Origin of the sequence: Actinomyces sp. 2119 (assembly GCF_003591215.1) — a bacterium.
In the GTDB taxonomy this organism is placed as follows: domain Bacteria; phylum Actinomycetota; class Actinomycetes; order Actinomycetales; family Actinomycetaceae; genus Actinomyces; species Actinomyces lilanjuaniae.
The window spans coordinates 183,535-210,184 of record NZ_QYRR01000006.1; the positions used below are offsets into that span (position 1 = coordinate 183,535).

Annotated in this window: 21 protein-coding genes; 12 read left to right on the forward strand and 9 right to left on the reverse strand. The window is 69.6% G+C overall.

What is annotated here, in order from left to right; translation table 11 throughout:
* Window positions 1-81: 81 nt before the first annotated feature.
* The 5 genes from D4740_RS08890 to D4740_RS08910 are packed head-to-tail and all read left to right on the forward strand — an operon-like array spanning window position 82 to window position 5,533.
* Complete coding sequence (locus D4740_RS08890; RefSeq protein WP_119836579.1) at window positions 82-1,263, forward strand: hypothetical protein; 1,182 nt, start codon at window positions 82-84, stop codon at window positions 1,261-1,263.
* Between the two features lie 3 nt (window positions 1,264-1,266).
* Entirely contained in the window at window positions 1,267-2,061 is a 795-nt protein-coding gene (locus D4740_RS08895; RefSeq protein ID WP_259390763.1) for a DUF4129 domain-containing protein, read from the forward strand.
* Window positions 2,058-3,212 carry a DUF4350 domain-containing protein gene (locus D4740_RS08900; RefSeq protein ID WP_119836580.1) on the forward strand — a complete coding sequence of 385 codons (1,155 nt, stop codon included), beginning with the start codon at window positions 2,058-2,060 and terminating at the stop codon, window positions 3,210-3,212. Before D4740_RS08895 ends, D4740_RS08900 begins: the two co-directional genes overlap by 4 nt.
* The gene (locus D4740_RS08905; RefSeq protein ID WP_119836581.1) at window positions 3,209-4,222 is read left to right on the forward strand and encodes a MoxR family ATPase; all 1,014 of its coding nucleotides are present in this window, start codon (window positions 3,209-3,211) and stop codon (window positions 4,220-4,222) included. The genes D4740_RS08900 and D4740_RS08905 overlap by 4 nt, the downstream gene beginning before the upstream one ends.
* A gap of 18 nt (window positions 4,223-4,240) precedes the next feature.
* Window positions 4,241-5,533 carry a DUF58 domain-containing protein gene (locus tag D4740_RS08910; RefSeq protein WP_119836582.1) on the forward strand — a complete coding sequence of 431 codons (1,293 nt, stop codon included), beginning with the start codon at window positions 4,241-4,243 and terminating at the stop codon, window positions 5,531-5,533.
* Between the two features lie 116 nt (window positions 5,534-5,649).
* Here D4740_RS08910 and D4740_RS08915 read toward each other — a convergent pair whose 3' ends face one another.
* Complete coding sequence (locus tag D4740_RS08915; RefSeq protein ID WP_119836583.1) at window positions 5,650-6,645, reverse strand: stage II sporulation protein M; 996 nt, start codon at window positions 6,643-6,645, stop codon at window positions 5,650-5,652.
* A gap of 143 nt (window positions 6,646-6,788) precedes the next feature.
* On the opposite strand from D4740_RS08915, the gene D4740_RS08920 reads away from it, so the two are divergent.
* Window positions 6,789-7,616, forward strand: coding sequence for an RDD family protein (locus tag D4740_RS08920; protein WP_243107078.1), 828 nt, complete (start codon window positions 6,789-6,791; stop codon window positions 7,614-7,616).
* 109 nt (window positions 7,617-7,725) lie between these two features.
* Here D4740_RS08920 and D4740_RS08925 read toward each other — a convergent pair whose 3' ends face one another.
* A complete protein-coding gene (locus D4740_RS08925; RefSeq protein ID WP_119836585.1) occupies window positions 7,726-8,166 on the reverse strand; it encodes a DUF3499 domain-containing protein in 441 nt (146 codons plus the stop codon).
* A gap of 59 nt (window positions 8,167-8,225) precedes the next feature.
* Here D4740_RS08925 and D4740_RS08930 point away from each other — a divergent pair, with 59 nt between their 5' ends.
* A complete protein-coding gene (locus tag D4740_RS08930; RefSeq protein ID WP_119836586.1) occupies window positions 8,226-8,684 on the forward strand; it encodes a metallopeptidase family protein in 459 nt (152 codons plus the stop codon).
* Window positions 8,685-8,827: 143 nt separating this feature from the next.
* On the opposite strand, the gene D4740_RS08935 is transcribed toward D4740_RS08930, so the two are convergent.
* Genes D4740_RS08935 through D4740_RS08945 form a run of 3 tightly spaced genes read right to left on the reverse strand, consistent with a single transcriptional unit; the run spans window position 8,828 to window position 14,810 of the window.
* The gene (locus D4740_RS08935) at window positions 8,828-10,555 is read right to left on the reverse strand and encodes a DUF5719 family protein (protein WP_119836587.1); all 1,728 of its coding nucleotides are present in this window, start codon (window positions 10,553-10,555) and stop codon (window positions 8,828-8,830) included.
* Window positions 10,552-14,493, reverse strand: a complete 3,942-nt coding sequence (locus D4740_RS13545; RefSeq protein ID WP_119836588.1) for a glycosyltransferase — start codon at window positions 14,491-14,493, stop codon at window positions 10,552-10,554. Before D4740_RS13545 ends, D4740_RS08935 begins: the two co-directional genes overlap by 4 nt.
* Complete coding sequence (locus tag D4740_RS08945) at window positions 14,490-14,810, reverse strand: WhiB family transcriptional regulator (protein ID WP_119836589.1); 321 nt, start codon at window positions 14,808-14,810, stop codon at window positions 14,490-14,492. The genes D4740_RS13545 and D4740_RS08945 overlap by 4 nt, the downstream gene beginning before the upstream one ends.
* Window positions 14,811-15,147: 337 nt before the next feature.
* Between D4740_RS08945 and D4740_RS08950 the strand changes: the two genes are divergently transcribed.
* A complete protein-coding gene (locus D4740_RS08950; protein WP_119836590.1) occupies window positions 15,148-15,933 on the forward strand; it encodes a TIGR03089 family protein in 786 nt (261 codons plus the stop codon).
* A gap of 10 nt (window positions 15,934-15,943) precedes the next feature.
* Here D4740_RS08950 and manA read toward each other — a convergent pair whose 3' ends face one another.
* Entirely contained in the window at window positions 15,944-17,134 is a 1,191-nt protein-coding gene (gene manA / locus D4740_RS08955) for a mannose-6-phosphate isomerase, class I (RefSeq protein ID WP_119836591.1), read from the reverse strand.
* Between the two features lie 194 nt (window positions 17,135-17,328).
* Between manA and rfbA the strand changes: the two genes are divergently transcribed.
* Window positions 17,329-18,204 carry a glucose-1-phosphate thymidylyltransferase RfbA gene (rfbA, locus tag D4740_RS08960; protein WP_119836592.1) on the forward strand — a complete coding sequence of 292 codons (876 nt, stop codon included), beginning with the start codon at window positions 17,329-17,331 and terminating at the stop codon, window positions 18,202-18,204.
* A 130-nt stretch (window positions 18,205-18,334) separates the two neighbouring features.
* Here the strand turns inward: rfbA and D4740_RS08965 are convergent, their stop codons facing one another.
* From D4740_RS08965 to D4740_RS08975, 3 genes are all read right to left on the reverse strand, one after another.
* Entirely contained in the window at window positions 18,335-19,861 is a 1,527-nt protein-coding gene (locus tag D4740_RS08965; protein ID WP_119836593.1) for a bifunctional dTDP-4-dehydrorhamnose 3,5-epimerase family protein/NAD(P)-dependent oxidoreductase, read from the reverse strand.
* 137 nt (window positions 19,862-19,998) lie between these two features.
* The gene (locus D4740_RS08970) at window positions 19,999-21,411 is read right to left on the reverse strand and encodes a glycosyltransferase (RefSeq protein WP_119836594.1); all 1,413 of its coding nucleotides are present in this window, start codon (window positions 21,409-21,411) and stop codon (window positions 19,999-20,001) included.
* A gap of 4 nt (window positions 21,412-21,415) precedes the next feature.
* Window positions 21,416-21,832, reverse strand: coding sequence for a hypothetical protein (locus D4740_RS08975; RefSeq protein WP_119836595.1), 417 nt, complete (start codon window positions 21,830-21,832; stop codon window positions 21,416-21,418).
* A 120-nt stretch (window positions 21,833-21,952) separates the two neighbouring features.
* Here D4740_RS08975 and D4740_RS08980 point away from each other — a divergent pair, with 120 nt between their 5' ends.
* The 3 genes from D4740_RS08980 to D4740_RS08990 all read left to right on the forward strand — a co-directional run bounded on the left by D4740_RS08980 (window position 21,953) and on the right by D4740_RS08990 (window position 26,636).
* Window positions 21,953-24,706, forward strand: a complete 2,754-nt coding sequence (locus tag D4740_RS08980; protein WP_147392889.1) for a glycosyltransferase — start codon at window positions 21,953-21,955, stop codon at window positions 24,704-24,706.
* Between the two features lie 184 nt (window positions 24,707-24,890).
* A complete protein-coding gene (locus D4740_RS08985) occupies window positions 24,891-25,805 on the forward strand; it encodes a site-specific DNA-methyltransferase (RefSeq protein ID WP_220475028.1) in 915 nt (304 codons plus the stop codon).
* Between the two features lie 3 nt (window positions 25,806-25,808).
* The gene (locus tag D4740_RS08990; RefSeq protein ID WP_119836598.1) at window positions 25,809-26,636 is read left to right on the forward strand and encodes a hypothetical protein; all 828 of its coding nucleotides are present in this window, start codon (window positions 25,809-25,811) and stop codon (window positions 26,634-26,636) included.
* Window positions 26,637-26,650 lie beyond the last annotated feature (14 nt).

A 26,650-nucleotide genomic window follows, 5' to 3' on the forward strand; every position in this document is an offset into this window, starting at 1 on the left:
AGACCCTGCTGAGACCCTACTGCGGCGGATATCCTCCGACAGACGGAGGGCACCAGCCACCACGCGTGGCACGATGCCTCTATGAGCGCCGATACCGCCGACACCACAGCCTGGGAGCCGCCAACACCGAGCGAGCCTACGGGCCAGGTCACCGACAGCCTCGTGGCCGCGGGGCATCACGGCACCGTCCGGCCTCCGCACAACACCCTGTCTCCCCCACCTGCCGGGACGCAGCCAGGACCAGGAGCCCAGGACAGGGTGGGGGGCCTGCCCCCCGTCTCGGACAGCCCACCTCCCTATCCGGGCAGCCACCGCCCCGGTATCATCCCGATGCGCCCCCTCAGTGTCGGGGAGGTGCTGGAAGGCGCCTTCACCTCCTTGCGCACTAGTCCCCGGGCTATGCTCCTGCCCTCCCTGCTCGTCATGAGCGTCATCGGAGTCCTCACCGCCGTCATCGGCGTCCTGGCGGTACAGGAGCTCGACCTGCTCGCCCTGGAGGAGGAGAGCGCGGCAAGTGCCACCGGCTACCTGTCCGGGTACATGTACGGCACCACCTTGAGGAGTGTGCCGGTGAACCTGCTGAGCTACCTAGCAACCATAGTCCTCAACGGGCTGCTCATCGTGCCGGTGTCACGTATGGTCCTGGGGCATGTGATCACCCCTGCGGAGCTGTGGCGGCGCACCAGGGGAAGGATCTGGGCGCTGATCGGGCAGAGCCTCTTGATCACCGCCGTCATCGGCGCCTGCGGCCTCCTGGCCGTCGCGCTCGTGGGAGGCCTGACCTACGTGGTGGTCTCAGCCGCAGGCGGTACCAGCCTCCCGGTGACCCTGCTGGCCGCAGCCGCCACCGCCCTGGTCGCCCTGTTCCTCCTTCTCCTCGTCCCGGCGCTGGCCGTCATGCTGTCCCTGGCCCCGGCCGCCCTCGTCCTGGAGAACGCCGGCGTGGTGGAGAGCCTGCGCCGCTCCTGGAGGCTGGTCCGCAGCAACTTCTGGCGCGTCGCGGGCATCCTGGTGCTCACCCTGCTCATCATGACGGTGGTCACCAGTGTGGTCTCGGTACTGCTCGGCCTGGTGTCCAGCCTGGTCATCGGGCTGGCCCCGCAGGCGCTGACCGTGCTCACCGCGGTGATGGGACTGGTCAACGCCCTGATCAACGCAGTCATCATCCCTTTCTCCGCAGCAGTGGTCGCCGTGACCTACACCGACCTGCGCATGCGGGCCGAGGGGCTAGACGTCGAGCTGCGCCGGGCTACAGGGGCCTGAGCCGTGCCACCACCCCACCTGACCGAGACTCCCAGCACCGTCCCGGCTTCCCCGCTCCTCCTGCCGTCCCCGCTCCGCCCGGCCCGCTGGTCCCCGTCGGTGGCCCTCGCCGCGGGCCAGGCCGTCATGAGCGGTGCGCCGGCGACGCCGGATGCTGAGGAGGCGCGACGGGCCGCCCAGGAGGAGCTGTCCCGCCGGGTCTACGACAACCACCCAGGTCTTGCTGAGAGGCTGTGGACATGGGTGAGCACCCGCCTGGACGTGACAGCGGTGGTGCCCGGGGCACCACCGTGGGTGTCAGTGGCTGTCGTCGTACTGTGCGCCACGGCTGCCGCCTGCTCCCTGCTACTTCTCCTACGCCGCGTCGCCGTGGTACGCCGGGTCCACGGGCTGGAGGACGCTGTCCTCAACGACGACCGGGACTCAGCCGCCCTGGCCCAGGCTGCTGACCAGGCCGCCACACAGGCCGACTATGCCACCGCCGTCGTCGAGCGGTTCCGTGCCGTGGTCCGCTGCCTGAGCGAGGCCGGCATGCTTGAGGAGTACCCGGGAATGACTGCAGCCGAGGCTGCTCGCGCAGCCAGCACCTCCCTGGGCAGGCTGGACAGGCACCCGGCAGGCGGCACGGACGCCAGCCGCCTGCACAGGGCGGCCAGCCTCTTCGACGGCGTCTTCTACGGCGACATCACTCCCACCCCCAGCCAGGACACCTGGATGCGGCAGCTGGCGGCCGACGTGGCAGACCTGGTCGGCAGCACGCGGACGCGCACAGCCTCCCTGGTGAGGGAGGAGTCATGACCACCGTCACCTCCCGGGAGAGCCATGTGGAGGACGTCGGTGCCCGGCTCCGGCAGTGGCGCCCCCTCGTCCTGGCAGCCAGCCTGCTCCTGGTCGTCACGCTGGCCGTCATCTGGCTGCGCCCTTCCCAGTCCGAGGTCACCCGCGCACCGGACAACCCCGAGGCAGAGGGAGCCATGGCGCTGGCGGAGCTTCTCCGCGCCGAGGGGATCGAGGTCGCCAGGGCGGGCACGCTCGCCCAGGCCCTGGATGAGGTCCACGACGGGGCCACCGCTGTTGTGGTCAGCCCGGGAAGGCTGACCACCGCCCAGCGGGAGTCCCTGGCACAGGCGGGAGGAGACGTCGTCGTCATCGGCGACCTGGAGGACGGCCTTGAGGGGCTGACCAGCGCCCGCGCCGATACCTCCGCATCCACGGCGTCCATCCTGGCCCCGGGGTGCGGGGAGGAGGACGCGGCCGTCGCCGGGTCCCTGGCCAGGTCCGCCACCTCCATCGACCTGTCCAAGGCACCGCAGGCCACCGGCTGCTTCCCTGTGGCCCAGGACCGGTTCGCCTACGCGACCGAGCCGTTGCCCAGCGGGGGGACGCTGCGTCTGGTCGCCGACGGGTCCCTGGCAACCAACGCCCACCTGGCCGAGGCCGGGCACGCCGCCCTGGCGGTGCGTGCCGCAGGCCGTCACGAGCACGTCACCTGGATCGACGACCAGACCGCCACCTCCCCGGGGGCCTGGGACTCACCCGCCCTGCCTCCCTGGCTGCCTCTCCTCACGCTGGACCTCGTCCTGATCACGGTGGTGCTGGCGCTGGTGCGAGGACGGCGCCTGGGTGCCATCGTCACCGAGGACCTGCCAGTCGTGGTCTCCTCCACCGAGACCACCCTGGCCCGGGGGCGCCTCTACCGGCGCGCGGCAGACCGGCAGCGCTCCGCCGCGGCCCTGCGGGCGGGCACGGCGAGACGTCTGGGGCGTACTCTCCAAGTGCCTCCGGAGGCAGGGCGGGAGCACCTGCTCGACGCACTGGAGGGGCTGGCTGGTGTTGACCGCCGACAGGCGGACATGCTGCTCTACGGCCCTGTGCCCCCTGACGACAAGGCTCTGGCCTCCCTGGCCATACGGCTTGACCACCTTGAGAGCGAGGTTCGTTCCAGATGAGTATTGTCGACCCGCCCGCCGTGACGGGCTCCTCCCCCGCAGCACCGGTGGAGGACACCACCGCAGACCCGCGCGAGCGCCTGGTGGCGGTACGCACCCAGGTAGCAAAGGCCGTCGTGGGGCAGGACGCGGCAGTGACCGGACTGGTCATCGCCATGCTCGTCGGCGGCCACGTCCTGCTGGAGGGTGTGCCGGGAGTAGCCAAGACGCTCCTGGTACGCACCCTGGCCACCACCCTGACACTGGGTACCAAGAGGGTCCAGTTCACTCCGGACCTCATGCCCGGAGACGTGACCGGCTCCCTGGTCTACGACTCCCGTTCCGCACGGTTCTCCTTCCGCGAGGGCCCGGTCTTCACCAACCTCCTGCTGGCTGACGAGGTCAACCGGACGCCACCCAAGACCCAGGCAGCGCTGCTGGAGGCCATGGAGGAGCGACAGGTCTCCGTCGACGGCGAGTCCCGCGCCCTGCCGGAGCCGTTCATGGTCGTCGCCACCCAGAACCCTGTGGAGTACGAGGGCACCTACCCGTTGCCCGAGGCCCAGCTGGACCGCTTCCTGCTCAACCTCGTCCTGCCCAGGCCCGACCGCTCCCAGGAGATTGAGGTCCTGTCGCGCCACGCCGCCGGCTTCGACCCGCGCAACCTGCCAGAGGCCGGGGTCCAGGCGGTCGCAAGCGGACAGGACCTGGTTGCAGCACAGGAGCAGGTGCACACCGTGGGGGTGACACCGGAGGTACTGGGCTACATCGTGGACCTGGTCAGGGCCACTCGCGCCATGCCCTCGGTGGCCCTGGGCGTGTCCCCGCGCGGTGCCACAGCCCTCCTGGCAGCCTCACGCGCCTGGGCGTGGCTAGCCGGACGCTCCTTCGTCACCCCCGACGACGTCAAGGCCCTGGCTGTCCCGGCCCTGCGACACCGCATCCTGCTGCGCGCCGAGGCGGAGATGGAAGGGACTACCACCCGGGCCGTGGTCGACTCCGTCCTGCGATCAGTACCTGTCCCCCGCTGAGGAGCCCTGAGGAGCCAGATGTTCCTGACGATGCGCACGCTGTGGGCAATGGTCCCCAGTATCGTGGTCGTGGTGCTCCTGCCCCGCCCGGCACTGCTGGCTGCCTGGACCGGCGTGGTGACGCTTCTGGTGGCCGCCGACGTGGCAGCGACACCGTCGACACGGCACCTGAGCGCGCAGCGGCGCACAGCGCGGGCGATCCGCCTAGGAGCGTCAACAACCTCCACCGTGACCGTCACCAACAGCGGCCCGCGTGCTGTCACGCTGTCCCTACGAGACGCCTGGCCACCCAGCGCCGGAGCCAGCAAGGAGTACGGGGACCTGACCGTCCCGGCCGGGCAGCACCGGCAGCACGTCACCACGCTCACCCCCTGGCGCCGGGGCTACCGTCAGGCAGGCCCGCTCACCGTACGCTCGACAGGACCGCTGGGGCTGGCCGGCCGACAGACCTCCTTGCAGGCAGAAGCGACACTGCGTGTCCTTCCCGCCTTCAGCTCCCGGCGACACCTGGCCTCCCGCCAGGCGCGCCTGCGTGAGATGGATGGACGCAGCGCGGTCATCACCAGGGGGGAGGGCACTGAGTTCGACTCTCTACGAGGCTACGTGGTCGGGGACGACGCGCGCTCTATCGACTGGCGCTCCTCCGCCAGGCGCAGCGAGGTGGTGGTACGCACGTGGCGTCCCGAGCGAGACCGGAGAGTCCTCGTCCTGCTGAGCACCGGTCGGACGTCCGCCGTGCGCCTCGGGGACGAGCCCCGGCTTGACCTCCAGATCGAGGCTGCCCTGCTCCTGGCCGCTCTCGCCTCCCACGCCGGGGACAGGGTCGAGGTGGCCGCACTGGACAGTGCTGTCCGTCTTCAGGTCCGAGGCGAGTCAGGACCGGCACTGATGAGCACCCTGGCTAACGGCCTGGCCCCCGTGGAGGCACGGCTGGTGGAGCCGAACTGGCCTCTCATGGCCTCGGTGGCCCGCTCCTCGCTCAGCCAGCGTGCCCTGGTCGTGGTGCTGGCAGCGCTGGACGGTGCCGGTGCTGATGCAGGGATGCTGCAGGCACTGTCCGCCCTGGCACACCAGCACACGGTCGTCCTCGCCTCCGCCACAGACCCCTCCCTGGAGAAGCTACGGGCCCGGCGTGACGACACCGAGGCGGTGTACACCGCCTCCGCCGCGGAGATGGACCTCATCGAGCACGACGCGGTGCGACGGTACCTGCACAGAGCCGGTGTCGTCGTGGTCGAGGCCAGCGGGAGCAGGCTGGCTCCCGACCTGGCCGACACCTACCTGGACCTAAAGATCGCAGGACGCCTGTGAGCAGTCAGAACCCACCGCAGCTACCGGAGTCACCGGAGTCACCGCCCTCCTGCGGTCAGCCCCCCTCCCGCGGAGCCTCCAGTCTCCCGGACCGTTCAGGCCCCCACAGGCCCGAGCTACCCGGCCTCCGGGGCGGAGTAGCCCGCCTCCTGAGGTCCCAGGTCACCTGTGATATCAGCCTTGATGGCACGGCGTCCCAGGACAACCGTATAGACCCACAGGAGCGCCACCGCCCCGAGACCTACGGCGATCTTGAGCACCCACGGGATGGGAGCAGGGGTCACGAACGCCTCGATCAGGCCCGCCACCACCAGTGCCATGGTCAGCCCCACAGCAGCTGTCACCAGCACGCGGCCCTCGACTGCCAGGGCGTTGGCCCGCGACCGCCTGCCCGGAACCAGCAGCGTCCAGAACAGACGCAGCCCGGCTCCGCCCGCAGTCAGCACGCAGGTCAGCTCCAGCAGGCCGTGCGGGAGGACCAGGGCGAGGAACTGCCCCAGCAGGCCGTGGTCGGCCATGACCGCGCCTGCCTGTCCCAGGGCTACGGCGTTGACCCACAGCACGAGGGCCGGAAGCACGCCGGTGACGCCCCCGGCCACGCAGACAGCCGCGAGACGGGCGTTGGATGTCCACACCTGGGCGGCGAACTCCACCGGGGCGTACGCGGTGTAGTAGGCCTCAAAAGCCTCGTGGGCGTAGGCGTGACGCTGGCTCGGGGTCCCCAGCAGGCTCATCGCCTCCGGGCTACGCAGCGTCCAGACCCCTACGACAAGGGCCAGCGCCACCTCTGCCACCGTGACACCCAGCGTCCACCAGCGAACGCGGTACAGGGCAGCGGGAACAGCCTGGAGCACAAAGCTCCTGGCCGTGCTCAAAGTCACCTCACGCGTTCCAGCCAGGCGCTCACGTGCTGCCGTTACACGCACGGACAGCTCGGCGACCAGCTGTGGGTCCGGGGCTGCCGAGCGCACCTGGGACAGGTGACGGGCGCACATTCGGTAGAGCATGACAAGCTCGTCAGCCTGCGCCCCTGTCAGTCGTCTGCTGGAGACGAGCCGGTCAAGGCGGTCCCACTGGTCACGGTGTGCCGCAGCAAAGGCGTCAAGATCCACAACGGGAGTCTGCCATGACAGCCACGCCAACAACGACAAACGCGACCACCACGGCAGCACTGTCCTCATATCCTGACCAGTCCGGGCGCCCCGGGACCGCAGGCGACATCACAGGCGACATCGCAGGTGACATCGCAAGCGACATGGTCGTCACCGCCGAGGCCGTCGCCCTGGAGGCACTGCCCGCGACCGCCGTCTCACGACTGCTGTCAGGCGCTGTCGACTACGGCATCTACGCCGTGGGAGCGTTACTGACTCTTACCACCATCGGCCGTCTCTCCGCTGCCCGCATACTGCCCTCTCCCTCCGGCGCCCTCCTCAGCGTCAGCCTGTCCCTGACCGCCTTCACCTGGATCGTCGTGGTTCCGATAGCGGTTGAGATCCTCTCTCGTGGCCGCAGCGCGGGCCGCCTGGTCACAGGGGCTCGAGTGGTACGCGACGACGGCGGCGCTGTCAGGCTGCGGCACAGCCTCGTCAGGGCGCTAGTCGGTGCCGTCGAGATCTGGGGCACCGGGGCGCTCCTGGCACTGGTCAGCTGCGTGGTGACCAGGCGAGGCAAGCGCCTGGGAGACCTGCTCGCGGGCACCTACGTGGTGCGCGACCACTACGACAGCCTTCACAGGGCACCGCTGCTCATGCCTCCCGAGCTGGCGGCGTGGGCAGCTGGTGCCGACCTGGGAAGGCTTCCTGGCAACGTGACGCTGGTAGCCCGCACCTTTCTTCAGCGCTCTGCCGGGCTGCGGGAGCCCTACCGGCAGCAGCTAGGCACGCACCTGGCCACCCAGGTCAGCGAGTACGTCTCTCCTCCCCCGCCGCCAGGCACCCACCCGGAGCGCTTCCTGGCTGCGGTACTGGTGCAGCGGCGCGACCGGGAGCTGGCCCTGGAGCTGGAAAGACGTCACCTGGAGGAGACAGTACGTCACAGCATGGCACGGCTACCTTTTGAGGTCGGCAGCGGCGACGCCCGGTGACGCCCGGGGCAGGGTGACGCCCGGGGCAGAAGACTCCCGCGAGCCCAACAGGCAGCAACTGCTCCGAAGCCCCCCTCTCCTCGCCCCTCCTGGGCTCCTCAGCCTCCTCCTAGTCCTCAGCCTCCTCCTTCTCGCCACGCAGGACCCTCAGGTGGCCGCGACGCAGGATCTCTCCCTCAGCCACCTCCGGCAGCGGAGGCAGCGGAGCCGTCACAGGCCCGGGCATCACCCCGCCCGGACGGGGACGACGCTCAGCGGGCGGAGGAGCCGGGCGGGGAGCACGCGAGGCCTCCCGCACCGCGTCCGCCAGCGCCAGCAGGTCGTCCTCGCTCGGTGGGGCGGGCGTGAAGTCGGTCGCCAGCCGAATCACCTGCCAGCCTCGGGGTGCGGTAAAGGAGGACACGTGCTTCTCGCACAGGTCGTAGGCCTCGGGCTGCGCCTCAGTTGCCAACGGCCCCAGGACGATCGTGGAGTCCGCATACACGGAGGTCAAGGTGGCCACGGCGGGACGCTCGCAGCCGGGCCTGCGGCAGTGTCGGACTCTTCTCACGCACGCAGGCTACCGTGCCGCTGCCCCTGACGGGGAGGAATCCCGCATACGCTGGCGACGTGACCTCCCCGTTCTCCCCCGTCGCCACCTCGTCGCACTACCCCGGCAGGCGGCGCAGACGCGACCGGCACGGACGGGGACAGCGCGGGCCGCTGCTCCCACCGAGCCTGCCGGCGTGGCGGACGCGCGCTGAGCGGTTTGACGAGCTGGTCATCGCCGCTGCGCGGGACCTGGCCACCCGGTGGCCCCAGGTCAAGGATATCCAGTTCGCGGTGGAGGAGGTCCCGCCCTCCGACCCCGCCCCCTGGGAACGGTCGGTAGTCCTCGGGAGAGGGTTCACGGCGGAGCCACGAGCGGGCCTGCCTGCACGCGTCATCATCTACCGGCGCCCAGTGGCCTCGCGTGTGGTCGCGAGCCAGGCGGGACCCACGGCGCTGGCCGAGCTGGTACGCCAGGTGGTCGTCGAGCAGGTGGCTCTCATGCTGGGGCGCCGTCCCGAGGAGATCGACCCCGGCTGAGACAGGGGCCGCCGACCCCCACCAGCAGCCCTCACCAGCCCTGCCGTCCGCACCCCAATCGTCACTCAGTCCTCGCACAGCCCTTGCTCGAGGAGGAACCCACGGGGTTACGCCGGAGAACGCGGCTCACGTGCGCACAGCCCTTAGCTGAGGAGGATCCTGTGCGCAGCCGCTGCCGCTGCGTCAGGCTCGGCCGGGACGACGGAGAGCAGGACTCCTGCGGCGTCCCCGGACACACGAGCAGCTACCACGGTCGCAGCAGCCACCGCACCCCTCTCCCCCGAGGTAGTCAGAGTCACAGCCGCAACCTCATCGGGGACATCGACCCTGATCGCCCCTCCGGCGGGAACCGCTACCTCCTCCTGCCACGACCCGTCAGCGCTGGCAAGAGTGACAGAGGTCTCCCGGCCCCCGTTGGCCAGGGTGACCACGGAGTTCAGGCCCTCGCCCCGGGGAACCGCCAGGACGCTGGCAGCCAGCGCGTCCTGGCGGCTGGCCTGAATCCATGCCTTGTCATGCACGAGGGCACCCGAGCGCTCCGGGTACTCCCCGCCGCTTCGCACCAGCTGTACCGCCGCCGCGACGGGCAGGTCCGAGGTCACCTGCAGGCCGTAAGTACCCGGCGAGACTCCCTCCAGGGAGACGTCGAAGACGCTGCCCGGGTCAATGACGACGCCCTCGGCTCCCGGAAGCGGTACGGACCCCTCCTCGCCGAGCATGGCCACGTTGACCGACGCGGGCTCGTTGCCTGGATTGACCACTCTTACGACAGGCGAGTCGGAGGAGACCGCCCCCGTGGAGTCCTGTGCCACCTCACCCTGCTCCTCGGGGCTGGCAACCTGGACCCCGGGGACCACGAGGTCCGTGGCTGGGGCGGCACCGCCCGTAAGGACGTCGGTTCCCGCCGCCGTCTCCCCGTCAAGCTCCTCAGTAACCAGCGCCACGGCAAGGCTGCCCCCCTCCGCTTCGACCGACACCGCCAGGCGAGGGTCGTTGGCACTGGCGGCTTCCAGGAGCAGGGACGTGTCGGAACCAGCCGGGACCGTGACCTGGCCGTTACTGGGAAGATCGAGCTGTCCTGTGGACCCGTAGACTGCGACGTTTGCTGTCACGTTGGTGACTCCGGGATTCTCCAGCCGCAGCTGTGCAGAGGCTCCCGGCGCCGTAGAGCCTCCCACAATCCAGGATGTCGCGGAAGGCTGGACACAGGGGGCGGCAGTCAGGCCCCGAAGGTCTCCGCCGGAGGCCAGGGTCGTGACAAAGGCCGCAGCAGACGCGACCTGCCCTTCCTGCCCAGGCTCGACCACAACAACGCCGCCTTCCGCGCTGTCCATGGTCGTGGCCGAGTCCTCCCGGAGGGGCTCGTCAGCGTAGGAGAGCGAAGCGCTCTCTCCAACCGGCACCACAGTCGTGGACGTCGTCATCGACGCCACCTCCACGGCCTGCAGCGTGTTCGTGGGTGAGCTGGGGCACACGTACACGCTCTGGGCCCCGCCCTGGGTCACGGTCACGGGGGCCAGCCGGGGCGTGGCTGCCAGAGGGTGGACCTGTCCCCACCACGTCACGCCGCCAACGGCACAGGCCAGGACCAGCGCGCACACCAGCGCCGCCCCACGTCGCGCGACACCACGCCACGACCGCCGCGCAGGACGCGGTGTCGACGCTCCAGAGGCTCCCGACGTCTGGGCAGGAGGCTGCGGACGGGCTGCCTCCTGCGTCTGAACAGCGTCTGCGTCAGCCTCTGCGTCGGTCCCTGCATCAGTCTGAGCAGGCTCTCGGTGCTGACGGCCCTCCGCCTGCCGACTTCCAGGACCGTCCCCGGGGTCTCCTGCCCCCTGAGAGGACGAGGCCGTGCTCTCCAGCTCGCTCACACCGTCTCCCTTCCGCGTCGCAGGGGTAGGGCGGCCACAGCCGTCACCAGCCATGCACCCCAGATCCCATAGGTCAGCAGGGTCGGGACGAGCCCGCCCCTATAGGTGATCTCCAGGATCCCCTCGTCGGCGGGTAGCACAAAGGCCTGCCTCCACTCTCCGCCCTCGCCGGGCAGGGTCGTGGGCTCCAGCGGCGTCCCGTCCAAGGAGGCGCTCCAAGAGCTGCTGGCGCGCTCAGCCAGGACCAGGGTGCGTCCGTCCTGGCCCCGGGGCAGGCGAGCACTCGCGGCAACCTCGCCACCGTCAGAGGACAACGGCACGCTACGACCGTCGGCATCCACGACCGTCAGCCGTGAGGCCTCCTGGCCCTGCTGCGGTGCCACACGCCAGGCGGTACCGGAAGCAGTCTGCGCCAGCTGGTCCAGTCCCGGGGTCGATGCCAGGCCGGAACGTGTCTCAGCAGTCAGCTCGTCTCCTGGAGTCTCGGCCAGGACGACGACAGCGATCCCGTGCGCCGCCAGCTCGGCAGCAGCCTCCTCGTCCTGCCCGGAGACGGCCCGGGCGACCAGGTCGGCCAGGGCGAGATCCGCGTCGTCGCCCAGCACCATGGGGACGTCATCGGGAAGAGCTCCCTCAGCCGCGACCAGCCCATGGTCCCAGACGTCCGGCACCCGGGTACGCAGCTGGGCGCTGAGCACCTCTGGCAGGACGTCGGTCACCTGGGTACCAGCATGCCGCCAGATGGTGACTTGCAGGCCCGCGGGAGAGGCTGCCAGGTGCAGGACCCGGCCCTGGGTACCAGAGGACTGGAGCTGGGCAGCAATCAGCGGAACCTGCTGCCCAGCGCTGCGCAGGGCCACGGCCTGCTCGGACCCCGCACGAGCCCGCCAGGCCCAGGCCGCACCCGCTGTCAGAGGACCGGCTGCCACGACGAGGCACAGGACCGCCACTACCCACGGCCGCCAGCCACGCGCCCCTGCCCTCAGGACCGCGTCCGCATCCAGGAGGGCGAGGCAGGCGTCGCCAGCAACCAGGCCTGCCAGGACAAAGCCAGCCAGGGCCACGGACAGCCCGGCCCCGGCCCACCCGGTGACAAGCACGCTGGTGTCCTCACCTGGGCTGGTCCCGACAGCGGTGACAGTGCGGGAGGACAGGGCCGCCAGCGCCAGGCCGCCAAGCGCCAGGAGGACACCGGTCCGTGCCCTGGCTCCCTGCCGCCCGGACACCAGCAGGCTCGCTAGCGCCGCGGCCGGAACGACAGCCAGAAGGATCCTGCCAACCAGGGCCAGGGCGCCGTCAGCCAGGACAAGGTCCAGGTCCGTGGGCGAGCCCAGGAGCAGGTCCACCCCGCTGGGGGAGCCGACTGCGGTCGGCACGCCGGTGTCAGTTAGCAGCAGGCGCAGCCCCTGCGACCAGGTCGTGGTCGAGCCCACCTGCCAGGCGCGCCACCAGGCCGGGGCGGCTGTCAGCACCAGCGGCACCAGCGTGAGAAGCAGTCGGTAGCCCCGTGAGGACCTCAGGGCCAGCACACCGATCACAAGAAGCAGGAGCGGAGCCGTCGCCGCGGACGCAGCCACCACCACCGAGGCGAGGAGGCCAGCCGTGGCCGCAGCAGCCGCCGAGCCGGGGCCGTACCGCACGGGCATCGGCACCCGGTGAGACGACGTACCGGCCACGCCGCCTACCGCCCCTTCCGTGTCCGGGCCGCTGGGGTTCAGGTCCTGGGCAGGAGGGTGGTCCTGCACGCCTGTACCATCCTCGCCCTGGGAGCCGGGGCTGTCCTGGCTGCCCCGGTCGCCCTCCTGGCTATCCTCTCGGCCTGCCTCACCGCCCTGAGCGCTCTCCTGCTCCTGGCCGTCCTGGTGTCGACCGTCCTGAACGTCCTCTGGCATCCCGGAGCCAGCCACGGGGTCTACCACGGGCTGGAGATCCTCACCGGGCGCGTCCTGGTCAAGATGCGCCAGGTCCTCGACGCGTTCCTGGGAGAAGAGGTCCAGCTCCTGACGCTCCCTGTCTGTGAGCAGGTGCGCACCCACAAGACCGGAGACAACCACATCGCGACGGTCCGCCCCCAGCGCACGGGCCACGGCAAGAAGCATCCAGGGCAGGGCCAGGTGGACCAGGACAGCCGTCAGGCGCCCCTGCCCCACTGCCGTGAGGAGGTTCGGAGTGAGCGCCCACACGAGCCCGGCCGCCCAGCGCAGCCCCACCCGACGCGTCACCGTCCCGGCAGCGAACCAAGCCCCCAGGGCGGCCAGAGGCACAGCAGCCAGAAGAAGAGCATGGACCCCTACGTCACCGTCAACCCCGACCAGGCCACCCAACGCCATCGGCAGCGCCATCACCGCCAGAAGAGGCGAGGGCCCACCGGGGTAGCCGTCGCCAGAGGGGATCCAGGCGGCCCAGGCAGTCTCCCACATCTCACGCCAGCTGGTGGAGAGAAAGGCGGAGGCACCACCGCTGACAGAGCGGGTCAGCACCACGCCCGACAGCCCGGCAGCCGTCACAACGAGGACAGGTAGCACCAGGGCGACCAGCACCCTCCTCCTGGTGCGGGCCAGGGCGGCCAGCTCACGCACCTCCAGCTCGCTGGGCGCTCTGGAGCGCGCCGAGCGCTCCCGCTCCTGGCGCACCTGGTCCCTACGCGCCGCACGAATCCGGGATGCCGGAACGTAGAGCCTTCCCAGGGCGGAGCGCGGCACCTGTGCGTACCGAGACAGACGACGACGACCTGTCCTGATACGACCGGCGTGCCTGAGGACCTCACAGGCGGCAGCCACCTCGTCGCGGGCGAGCGCAGGAACCTTGGAGACCAGCCGCCACAACCCGCGAGCCAGCCCCAGAAGCAGGAACCACCCTAGCAGCAGGACCACGGGACGAGAGGAGAAAGCACCCCAGTTGGTCAGCTGGGCGACCCGACGCTCCCGAAAGGAGCGCTCAGGGGCAGGATCCGGCAGGTCGGTGACCGGAGCGTCACTCTCCCGGCGAACGGCCTGCCGAGCGGGCCGCAGGCCAAGGTAGGAGGCACGACGATGACGCAGGACGGCCTGGGGCTCGACGACAACCCGGTAGCCGCACAGTCGGGCAGCACGCGACAGCTCCAGACCGTCCCCGAAAGGTCCCAGCCACGGTGCGATGCCACCGACCTCGTCCCACACGGTACGCGCTACCAGGGCACCGGCTGTCCCCACCGCGAGTACGTCGCTGCGGTCGTCGTACTGGCCCTGGTCCACCTCACCGGGGACAATGGCGTTGTCCCTGCGCGCCGAGGCCGTCGTGCCCAGCCCGACCTCCAGAAGCTGGTCGGGATGGTCCCAGGAGACCTGCTTGGGGCCGACGACACCCACGGACCGCGCGTTGGCCGCCGCCGCCAGCAGCGCGCGCAGGCAGCCTGGCTGCGGTGCGGAGTCGTCATGAAGCAGCCACAGCCACAGCCTTCGTGACTGCTGCTCCTCGGGATCAGGGACGATCAGACGTCGCTCCTGCCGGGTCACCGGGGACAGCGCCCCGACGACCGGGTCAGGAGCCACCCCTGCGGAGTGCGCCCCCTCAGGCACGTCCCGGCTCCCACCGGATCGACCACGGCGACGCCCCCCTGAGGCCACGAGGTCGGTATAGGCGGCAAGCCCCGAGGCGATCGCGGCTCCGAAGGTAGCCACCTCCCCGGCACGTACGATGCGCACCGCGCTGGAGGCATCAAGCCCGCAGGCCTCCACGACCTCCTCAATCGGCGTGCCGTCCCCCAGCCCGTTAGCCCGAGAGGCGACGTCAACAACAAGGACGATCTCCGCCTGACGCACCTGGGACGCCAGGCCGCTGAGCGTCTCAGCCAGGAACGGGGTGTTCCCGGCCGTCACGACGACGGCCAGGACACCCGCGTCAGCCTCCGGCTGCGACCTGTCCCTCGCGGTCCCGTCGTCAGGGCCCGCTGGCGTCATACCGCGCGACGCTTGAGCTTGCGGCGTTCACGCTCAGACAGTCCGCCCCAGATACCAAAGCGCTCGTCGTTGGCGAGAGCGTACTCAAGACACTCCTCACGCACCTCACAGGTCGCACAGACGCGCTTGGCCTCACGGGTGGAGCCGCCCTTCTCGGGGAAGAAGGCCTCAGGGTCCGTCTGGGCGCACAGAGCACGCTCCTGCCACGCCAGGGGACCCTCATCAAGATCATCACCACCGCCGAAAAGGAACAGCAACGCCTCGGTGTCAGGCTCCTCTGGGCGCGTCAGTGGCCCGTCGCCGAGGATGTTCCACATATTCGGCCTCCCTTCAACTTACTTGCTTGCCAGTAAGAATTACATGCGCGCCGGACCGGGCGAGTCAAGCCCGAGAAGGAAACTACACCCTCTCGTGACCATCGACACCGCTCGTTGACAATCCGCGAACCGCCTCGCACTGCGGGTACTATATGGCGACTTCCTACAAGACACCTGAGAAGAGACCAGGGCTACGCTGACAGTACCTTCGTACCAAGTTTCTGGCGGAATCGCGGGCAGTGGCGCAGCCCGCGGCACTGCCTCACCGCGCCGCGATACCGTGATAATATCCCACAACCGCGCCACCACCTCAGTAGGTCTGACTCAATTCTCCAACATGTATACGCAACTTCTTGAGACCCTTCCCGCCGCCCACGACTCAGACCGGCCGTGGCTGGTTTGTTATGGCCTTGACCAGCGAATCGAGCTCACCGGGCGCGTGCTGTCTATGTGGCACGCCAAGGTGGCGGGACTGATTACTAATGAGGTGTTTTCCGGAGATGGAATTCACATAGGAACCGGGGTGCACTGGCGAGGGGTGATATGGGCCTGTGGAGCGTGGCTCGCGGGTCAGCACGTCCTGGTCGGCACAGCGGACACAGTCCGGGCAGCGGGCCTGTCGCCAGGCCTCAGCGTTGCCCTGGATGATGAGCAGCTGTGCCCCGACGCTGAGGTCCAGGTGCTGGCACCGCCCCAGTCACTGGCGCTGCGGTGGCCCGCACAGCTGCCACCACTGGTGCTCGACGGCGCCGCCGACCTCATGGCCTACCCGGACCACTACGCCCCGGTCTCCGAGGCGAGCACCTCATCCGTGCCCCTGACTGAGCTGGACCGACAGGGCAGACACACCTACTGGTCTGAGGACGACCTCCTGGGTGCCCTCTACCACCCGGGCAGCCGCCCTGCCGGGGACAGAGTCGGCGCTCAAGCGCCAGGTCCAGAAGCGACAGCACGGCCTGCTGAGGGTCAGCAGGCCGTGCTGGTACACGAAAACGGCCTGGCACCGGCACTGCGCGGCGTCCTGACCACCTGGCGAGCAGGTCGCACGGCAGTGCTGCTCATGGAAGGAGCGGGAGAGGACGTCGCGCAAGCAGCCGCACGCCAGGAGGGGGCGACCTGGTAGGCCGCAAGGGTCAGGGGACGTCCGCCTGGACCAAGGTCCCCTCTCCTTCCACCGAGAGGGTCCGCTCGTCGGCACCGACGAAGACAGCCTGTCCACGAGCGAGCCCCAGCTGTCCCGCTGCCGTTGTCAGTGTCGTGGAGCCCTGGACCGCCAGCACGACCCGCGGTCCCCGACCAGGTATCTGAAGGCGACCGTCTGCTGGCACGACAGAGGTGACCATGAGCTCGAAGTCGTCCACGGGAGCGTAGTAGGCGCGGGTCGCGCGCGACAGGTACTCGGGAGCGGGGCGTACTGGCGGTGCAGCCACGTAGCTCACGCAGGCCAGGACCCCGGCGACGTCCACGTGCTTGGCAGTCAGACCAGCCCGCAGCACGTTGTCGGAGGAGGCCATGACCTCCACCCCCAGGCCGCTGACATAGGCGTGGACGCTGCCCGCAGGGACGAACAGCGCCTCCCCGGGCTGAAGAGTCACAGGGTTGAGCAGGAGCGCCGCAGCGATACCCGGGTCACCCGGAAAGCTGCGGGACATCTCCAGCACGTTAGAGTCCACCCTGGGGGACGGGGAGGCTCCGGCCTCTACCCGCTCGGAGATCTCCTCGACAAGAGCAGCGACCGCCTCTTCCTGGGGCCGAGTACCTGCCGAGACCAGGTCCGTAAAGACCTGGCGGATGCCGAAGCGGGTGGGATTGAGCCTCAGCGTGCGCCGCATGCGCCGCGCCAAGGGGCTGTCCAGGTCGGCAAGGACCTCAGCGGCACGCCGAGGCGCCCGAAACCCTGCCACCGCCTCAAACTGCGTCAGCGCCAGCACCATCTCCGGCTTGTGGTTGGGGTCCTTGTAGTTACGGTCCGGACTGTCCATTGCCACGCCAGCCTCCTCCTCCAGGGCGTAGCCCTCAGCCGCCTGCTCCTGGCTCGGGTGGACCTGGAGGGACAGGACCCGGGCCGGGGCGATGAGCTTGACGAGGAAAGGCAGCTGGGCGCCGAACCTGCGGATGACGTCATCACCCAGCAGCCGGACGGGCTCACGCCCGAGGACCTCTGCCAGGGGGTGTCCTCCTGCCACCAGCGTCGGTCCCGCCGCGTGGGCGCCGTACCACGCCTCAGCCCAGGGACAGCCGTCAGAGGGCACACCGAGCAACCTGGGAATGGCTGTGGCAGAGCCCCAGCCATAACGCTGCCGGGCAGCCTCGAGACGCATCATAGGGGGCACCGTACCGGCGGCAGCGCACAGCTGGCTACACGACGTCCTTGCGACGCCTCACAGGCCGGGGCCAGCCGGAGCTCCCGGTGTGCTGCGTGGTCGCAGCCGCACGCACCCGTACCTGATCCGCAACGTCCACGACAAATCAGCCCCGTCGCCCCGCCAACTCGTGCTCGGTAGGTCAGACTACGTGCATGCGAGGCATCATCCTGGCCGGAGGCTCCGGTACACGACTCAACCCGATCACCCTGGGCACCTCCAAGCAGCTGGTTCCGGTCTACGACAAGCCGATGATCTACTACCCGCTGAGCACCCTCATGCTTGCGGGCATCCAGGACGTGCTTGTCATCACAACACCTCACGACGCCCCCGGTTTCCACCGCCTGCTGGGTGACGGCTCACAACTAGGCGTCAGCCTCTCCTACACGGTGCAGGAGGTTCCCAACGGGCTGGCACAGGCCTTCGTCCTGGGAGCAGAGTTCATCGGCGAGGACAGCGCCGCACTGGTCCTGGGTGACAACATCTTCTACGGCCCAGGCATGGGGACCCAGCTGCGTCGCCACACCAGCCCGGAGGGCGGGGTCGTCTACGCCTACCAGGTAGCCGACCCCTCCGCCTATGGCGTCGTGGAGTTCGACCAGGACCTCAGGGCACTGTCCATTGAGGAGAAGCCGCCGCACCCGAAGTCGGACTACGCCGTGCCCGGACTGTACTTCTACGACAACGACGTGGTGGAGATCGCACGCAGCCTCAGGCCCTCGGCACGCGGAGAGTACGAGATCACCGACATCAACCGCACCTACCTCGAAGCCGGTCGTCTCAGCGTCGAGGTCCTGCCACGGGGCACAGCGTGGCTGGACACCGGGACCTTTGACTCCCTGGCAGACGCCACGGCCTTCGTACGCACTGTCGAGGCGCGCCAGGGAATGAAGGTCGGCGCCCCTGAGGAGGTCGCCTGGCGCATGGGCTTTATCGATGACGAGGGGCTGCGCCAACGTGCTGAGCCGCTGGTGAAGTCCGGCTACGGGCAGTACCTGCTGGACCTGCTGGAGCGTGAGCATCGCGGCTAGGCGCAGAGGCCGCGACGGCTACGCCAGCACCGGAGCGCACCTGCGGCAGATATACGGCAGGCACTCATGCGGCAGGTACTCAGACCTGCACACCACAAAGCCAGAAAAGCCAGAGCAGGCCTACCCAGGCCTACAGGGACCGGACGTAGTCCTCCAGGCGCTGCATCGAGTCGGCGGGGACAAAGCCTGTTGACTCGATCTTGGTCAGGTCCAGTACGGACACGAGGGGGCGAGGTGCCACGTCCTGGTCCGCGAAGTACTCCTCCGTGGTCACCGGGGTGACCTCCTGGGCGCTGTGCCCGGTCAGCTCGTAGACCCTCCTGGCCACGTCAGCCCAGGAGACCACCGCCCCCTCGCCAGAGAGGTTGTAGGTCCCGTAGGGTGCCCCCGTCTCCAGGAGGTGGATGATGCCCGCCGCCAGGTCGGTGGTGAAGGTCAGGCGTCCTACCTGGTCGGCCACGACCTTAGGCTGCACCCCCTGGGCGGCCAGCCGGGCCATCGTGCGCACGAAGTTGCCACCCTCACCCACCACCCAGGAGGTACGCACCAGGTAGTGGCGCGTGGTGGCAGCCACGGCAGCGTCACCTCCGGCCTTGGACTGCCCGTAGACGCCCAGGGGGCTGGCAGGCTCGTCCTCTGCGTGGACCTGGGCCGTCCCGTCAAAGACGTACTCGCTGGAGACGTGCACCAGTACCAGCCCGTGAGCGGTGGCGGCCCTGGCCAGGTTGGCCGGACCGGTGGCGTTGGCCCTCCAGGACTGCCTACGCCCCTCAGAGGTCTCGGCGCCGTCCACGTTCGTCCACGCCGCAGCATTGACGACGACGTCGTAGTCACCCCACGGGAAGCCCTCCAGGGCAGAGGCGTCAGAGATGTCCACCTCGGGAAGGTCCACGCCCGTGGCCTCGTACCCGGCCTCAGGCAGCTGACGCATGAGCTCACGACCGAGCTGGCCGTGCGCACCGGTCACCAGGACCCGACGACCCTGCCTGCTCCCGCCGTGAGGACCGGAGACGTGCGGCTCGTCCCCGGGTGCCGTGGCACCGTCGCTGTGCGCACCACGGGTGAGGGGAGCGGCTCCTGGCAGCGACGCCCCCGGCGCCGGAAAGGGAGACACCTCCTCCAGCGGCGGGTGCGAGCGGTCCTTGTCCGACAGCACCGCCTTCTCCAAGGGGATCGGCCAGGGAACGGCCACCGAGCTGTCGGCAAGGTTGAGGAAGGTGTAGCGGGCGTCGGGCAGCCAGTGGTCGTTGACCAGGTAGGTGTAGGCGGTGGCAGGCTCCAGGGTCTGGTAGGCGTTGCCGACGCCGCGAGGCACGTAGACCGCCACGGAGGGATCGATCTCACAGGTGTAGAGCGTCCCAAAGGTCGGCCCCTCACGCAGGTCCACCCAGGCCCCGAAGACGCGTCCTGAGGCCACCGAGACGTACTTGTCCCACGGCTCCGCGTGGATACCCCGGGTCACCCCCACTTCGTGGTTGAAGGAGATGTTGTTCTGCACCGGGCCAAAGTCCGGCAGCCCCAGGGCAAGCATCTTCTCACGCTGCCAGTTCTCCTTGAACCAGCCTCTGTTATCCCCGTGCACAGGCAGGTCTATCCGCAGGAAACCAGGAATCGGCGTGGTCTCGACCCGCAGGGGCCTGGAGGTCTCAGAAGTCATGGGCTCACCTATCTGGAGAAGTCGCAGTCCGGAGGAGTCAGGATACGCAGGAGAAGTATGTCGTAGAGCGGCCCCGTGCCGTCGGGTCGACGTCCCGGGGACGCCCGGGCCGTCCCCGCACTACCGAGGCACCGGGGTCAGCCCCAGTACTCGATGTGGGGGTCCGTAGCCGTCAGCGGGTACCAGCCCTCCACAGCCGCCCTCTCCTCCGGGAGGATCTGGGGACGGCGGGTCGAGGACTCGCGGTGGACCATTCTCACACTGTTGACGCACACGACGCTGCCGCCCCGGGCCACCATGCGCAGGCACAGGTCGATGTCGTTGAAGTTCAGCGGTAGCCTCTCGTCCATGCCGCCCACGGCCTCAAAGTCCTCGCGGCGGCACATGAGGCAGGCGCCGGTCACCGCCAGGTACTCCACGTCCGCCTGGGCCATGGGATGGGAGGTCCTGTCCTCTTCGAAGACCCGAGGATGCATCGGCAGCTCCCCGGGGGGACACACCACTCCAAGGTGCTGGATCCTGCCGTCTCCCAGCAGCAGGCGGGCGCCGACCACGGCGGTGCCCGGACGTTCCAGGACCCCCAGCATCTGGTCCAGCCAGCCGCCGTGGCACGGCTCGACGTCGTCGTTGAGCAGAAGGAGGACATCCCCGCGCGAGGCGGCAGCACCAGCGTTGACAGCCGCGGAGAAGCTGAAGGGTCCCCGGGTGGTCACGACCCGCAGCGTCCCCGGCCACAGGCTCCGGCAGCGTTCCACCGACCGGGAGTCGGCCTGGTCATCCACGACCAGGACCACCTCGCAGCGCTGGGGGCCGGCAGTGACCAGGACCCCCGTCAACAGGCACTCCACGAGTGTGCGTACGGTACCGTCCTCCAGCTCGCGACGGGAGAAGGCGGTCGGGACGATGACAGAGACCAGGCTGGCCTCCGTCGTGCGGGCACGTACCTGCGGCATACCTGTCGGACCCGCGCTGGCCACCTCGGCGCTCCTGCCTGTGCGGGCGAGGTGGGCCTGGACGCTAGTGACCCGGTCTGCCAGGCCCCCGGCACGCACCGGGGTGGCCTGGTTGACCGCCACGACCGGGCAGTGGTCGGCACCAGCCGCCGCGTCAACCAGACGCAGCTGCATGTCCCACTCACTGAGCGGCTCCTGAAGGGCGGTGGACACCACCTGGGCCAGCACCGGGGCCTCCACCAGCATGAGGCGCCCAGTGTAGGGGAACTGCTCGAACAGGGTCGGGGACCAGCGCTGGCAACGACGGATCTGGCCGTCCTCGATCCGGTCGGCGGTCACCAGGCGGACCCGGCGCGCCCGGGCGAACTCCTCCAGAGCGCGCAGCGCGCCCGGCTCAAGCGTGTCACCAGCACGCAGCAGCAGGGCGTAGTCGGTCTCTACCTGGTCCGCACGCTCCCACCACGACCCCACGAGCAGGCGGTCCCCGTCGGAGGCGACCTGACGAAAGCTCTCCACGGTCGCCCCGGTGGGGCCTTCCGGCTTCTCCCGCCTTGCGTCCCAGACACCGTCGGCGACAATGACGGTGACACCACCCATGACCTCAGCCTCTCAACCGACGTAGAAGCGCCGCAGCGCGCCTTCTCAGGCCGCCCAGGGGCAGCCTCCTCAGCGTCCGCGGGGCGGCGATCGCCCGCACGGCGCTGACTGCGGCGGGCTGACGGGCCTCCAGGCGGGCGCGCGCCTGAGTCAGGCGCTCCTCGTTCTCCTGGATACGGGCAGCCTGGTCCTCAATGATCCCGGCGCGCACCACGGCCGCAGCCTGGAGGGAGACCACCTGGGCACGCAGCTCGTCGCACCGCCTCTCCAGCGCCTCCAGCGCCCTGGCGGGAGGGGCGGCCTCTGTCACACCGTCAGCACCGTCACCGCTCAGCACGCTGTCCGCCTCCTCCACGGCGCCCGGGGAGTCCTGCAGGTCGAGGGGACGCCGGGCGGGCACGTCCACGTCGCTGTCGCTCATGGTCCCAGCATAGGGCCACAGGCAGAGGAGGAGCCCGGCACAGACACCCGGAGAGGCGCTCAGAGGTGCCCCAGGAGCGTGGACCAGCAGGCGGGTACAGGTACCGGTAGCATCGGCCTCATGCGGATCGTCCAGGTTTCTGCCCACTATCCCCCGAACTTCGTCTCCGGGGGCACGCTCGTGCCGCAGAGGATAGCGCGCCTGACGTCCGCGCAGGGCCACGACTCCTACGTCTACGCCGGCTACCTGGACGACCAGCGCCGCCCCCTGGAGACCTGGACCGAGACCGACGAGGCCGGGGTGGCGGTGACCTGGCTGGTCACGACTCCGTGGACGGGCTGGGACGACCCGTTCAACTACGACAACCCCGGCGCGGCTCAGGCCTTCGCCCGGTGGCTGGAGGGGGTCCGGCCTGACGTGGTGCACGTCCACTCCCTGCAGACTCTCGGGGTCGGGCTCGTGGAGGCCGCCAGGGCGTCGGGCGCCCGGGTCGTGCTGACTATGCACGACTTCTGGTGGTTCTGCTCCCGGCAGTTCCTAGTCGATCACCAAATGCACCCCTGCTCCCTGGTCGTGGAGTGCGGCTCCTGCGACTGCGACTCCCACCCGCGCCTGCGGGGACGGCGCGAGCGGCTTCGCCGAGCCCTGGAGGCTGTGGACCTCGTCCTGGCGCCCTCCCGCTCGGCGGCACGGGTACTGGTTGCCAACGGTGTTGACCCGGACAGGGTACGAGTCAACGAGAACGGCCTTCCTGACGCCCAGCTGGAGCGCCTCGGCCCCGAGCCCCGGCCACGAGTCGGTACGGGACCGCTGAGGGTCATGTACGCGGGCGGGGACCAGGAGATGAAGGGTGTCGACGTCCTGACCCGTAGCGCCAGGCTGGTCGGCGAGCACAGCGGGCTGCTCCTGGACGCCTACGGGGTCGAGAGGGCACGACCTGGCCTGCCCTCCTGGTTCCGCCCCCGCCCGTCCTTCAGCCCCGACAGCCTCCTGGAGGTCCTGGAGGACCACGACCTGCTGGTCCTGCCCTCCGTCATGCGCGAGTCCCACTCCATCCTCACCCGCGAGGCACTGGCCGCCGGCCTGGGCGTGGTGTGCACCGACACCCTCGGACCGGAGGAGGCTGTGACCGAGGGTGTCAATGGCCACGTCGTCCCTGCTGGGGACGCCCAGGCGCTGGCAGAGGTGCTGCACCGCCTCGCCCAGGACCCACAGCGGGCACGGAGACTGACCGGTCAGGGCTCTGCCTCGCCGATCCGCTCCGTCACCCAGCAGGGAGCCGAGCTGCTCAGTACCTACGAGGAGCTGTGCGACGACGCCTTCGGCTCCCCCGGCGTGGTCTGCGCGCCACAGGAGCACCGCGACATCGCGCGGGCGCAGGCACAGCTGCTGCGACGGGTGCTCTTCGTCGTCGGTATCGACGGCGCGCCGCTGCGCTACCGCGCTTATCTTCCCGCCGAGGCCTTGCGGATGCGAGGCCACGAGGTCGAGGTGCGCCACTACCGCGACCCGCGCCTTCGCACGGAGGTCCTCCAGGCGGACGCCATCGTGCTGTACCGGGTGCCGGCAACCACCCAGGTGCTGGACCTCATCGCCGCGGTCAAGGAGCGTCCGGCAGCGGTCCCGGTCCTCTACGACGTCGACGACCTCATCTTCGACCCCTCCCTGCGCGGTCAGCTCGAGGGCCTGGAGGGCCTGTCCGCCCGGGAGGAGCGGCTGTGGTGGCACGGCGTCGAGCGCTACCGCACCACCCTGGAGGCATGTGACGGGTTTATCGGCTCAACCGAGGTGCTGTGCCAGGAGGCGACCCGCCTGGCCCACCTCCCCGCCTACCGTTACGCCAACGGGGTGGGAGCCCTCCTGGCCCGGGCCTCGGACAGAGTGGTCCGGGAGGACGACATGGCAGCACGGGGAGCCCGCACTCCTCCGGCGCGCGTCGTGTCGGCTCGCGCCACGAGGGGGATACCCGGGGCCACAGGCGCGCAGGCTGCCGGTACCGCCGAGCAGGACAGGAGCGGTACGGGCAGCGGGGACAACGCAGGCCGTGGGAGCAGCGAGACCACCGTCTCTATCGGGTACTTCTCCGGAACAACGACGCATGACGCGGACTGGGCGGCGGTAGAGCCCGCCGTGGTCGCTGTCATGAGGCGCCACCCACATGTGCGGCTTGTCCTGGGCGGCCACCTCCGCCCGACAGAGGCCCTGTCGCCACTGGCCGAGCGAGTCTCCACGGTCCCCTTCACCTCCTGGCTGGAGCTGCCACGGGTGCTACGAGACACCGATATCTGCCTGGCGCCCCTGACTGGGGACTCAGTGTTCAACGAGGCCAAGTCAGCCATCAAGTGGCTGGAGGCCGCGCTGGTGGGTCGTCCGGTCGTCGCAGCTGCCACAGGTCCCTTCCAGGAGGTGGTCGACCACGGCCGCACCGGGATGCTGGCCACGACCACCGAGCAGTGGGAGGAGGCCCTAGAGGATCTGGTCGGCTCCCAGGCCCTGCGCTCCCGGATGGGGGCGATGGCCCGGCGGGAGGCCCTGCTGGAGCTGTCACCGTTGACCCAGGGCCGCGCCTACGAGAAGATCCTGGTCCAGGCCGCGCTGCGCCTGCGCCTGGAGGGCCGTCGGCAGCCCTCCTCCTGGGTCCCTGTGGCAGATGACGAGCCTTTCGCCGCAGCCCCCATCGCCCTGGACCCTTACGGTGAGGACCAGCCCCCCGCAGCCGTGCCCACCCCGGCTGCTGCCGCCCGTGCCAGCCGGCTCCTGTGGCAGGCCAGGGCCGTGGCCCGCACGGAGGGGGCTGGCACCGTGGTGAGACTCGCTGCCACACACGTAGCCAGGCGCACCGCCCGGGGCCTGGCCCGCTACCTGCGCAGCTAGCACCTGCTGCGGGCACCCCCGGACAGCACTGGCACCCACCCAGTTGACCGCCTGTCGAGGCAGGGAGGCGTCGTCGATGTAGTCGGGAGCGGCTGCCGACGGGCCGGGAACATAAACGGACCGGGAACATAAGTGGTCGCGGCGCCTCACGATGGATGTCACACCGTTACGGCAGGATGGTTGTGTGACGCTTCATCCTGTCCCTGCTCCTGCCCCCCCGGTCCCCGAGGACCCCGCTCGTGCGCTCGCCCTCCTCCTTGGGGAGGGCGTGACATGGGGTGACTCCTCGCAGTGGCTGCCAGCGCTGCCCGAGGGCAGCGTCGACCTGTTCTTCACCTCCCCGCCCTATGCCGACCAACGGGCCTACAGCCGTGTGCACCCGGACCGCTACGTCGAGTGGTTCCTGCCCTTCGCCCGATCGATGTACAAGGCCACGAGCGAGACGGGCTCGCTCGTCATCAACATCAAGAACCGCGTCGCCAAGGACGGGCCGCTCAAGGGGCAGCGTCACCCCTACGTGTTCCAGCTCGTCCTGGCCCTCCAGAACATGGGCTGGCGGTGGATCGAGGAATACATCTGGTCCAAGCCCAACGCGATCCCTGGCAGGTTCGGCCCCCGCACAAAGGACGCCTTCGAGCACGTGTTCCACTTCGCACGCGGTCCCAGGCCCTACTTCGACCTCGACGCGGTCCGTGTGCCCTACAAGACGACACCTGAGGAGATCAGGCGGCGCATGCAGGACACCCGTGGTCGTCGCTCCACCGAGGCAGGGTTCGGCCGCAACCGAGTGACGACCTATGCCCACGGCGGAGCCGATCCCGGTAACGTCATCCCGGTGAGTCAGACCTACAACCAGCACAGGGGCGTCACTCACACGGCCCCCATGCCCGAGGGCCTGGCCGAGTTCTTCGTCAAGGCCATGACGCCTGGCAACGGCGTCGTCATCGACCCCTTCGCCGGCAGCGGCACGACGGCAGTCGTCGCCCGGCGCCTGGGGCGTCAGGCCGGAGGGCTGGAGCTGCACGAGCAGTACGCGCTGGCCGCCCGCGAGCGTATTGCCGCTGATGCGACGCTCCTCGACCCGGTACAGGCAGGCTAGAGCATGGCAACCGTCGAGGAGACCGTCAACGCGATCATCAGCACCGGTTCATGGGACGAACGTGTGGCGCAGATGCGTCTGGTCGCCCAGCGGCACGGCACAGCCGAGCACACCAGGATCTACGCCGAGGTAGCCAACCAGGTCTACGTTCCTCATCTCGCACCGGACCTCGCCTACGTCCACTCCATGGACTTCTACGAGCTGTCCACCTTCCAAGCCAGCTACCGCGCGACCCTAGAAGCCACGCAGGGCTTTACTGACATGAGTCAGGAGACGGTGACGCGCGCACTCCTTGACCAGCCCCGCTCGCTGCTGACCTTCCGCACAGTTCTGGGACTGCTCACCAAGGAACTGGCAAGCGCGACAACGCTCGTCAGCTCCTCGTCGTCACCCAGGAGAGTCTCGCCCGGTGTCATTGAGGGGATGGAGCGTCACGGTACCAGGCCGTCGGAGGACACTGCCATGACGCTGGCCCTGACGATTGTCAAGGCTATGGACGGCACGCTGTTCGGGGACCCGCCCGACGGCCTGCGGACCAAGCAGGACAAGTTCGACACCCGCGACGGCTGGGCCACCGCAGCAGCGCTGGCCCGCGACGGCGGCACCGCACGCGACAAGGCGCACCGCTTTGAGCGTCTACGCGCTGAGTCCGTCCGTCTCGGCGGAGTCCCCCTGGTGGGTGTGCTTGCCGGACTGGGGTGGGCGCGCGTCAACGACACCCTGGGGCCAGTTATCCGGGACACCGACGGGCGGGTCTTCACCCTGTCAAACCTCACGCAGATGCTGACCGTCTCCCCCTTCCCACAACTGATCGGCGCAGCACCTGCCTAGGACGTCTGCCTAGG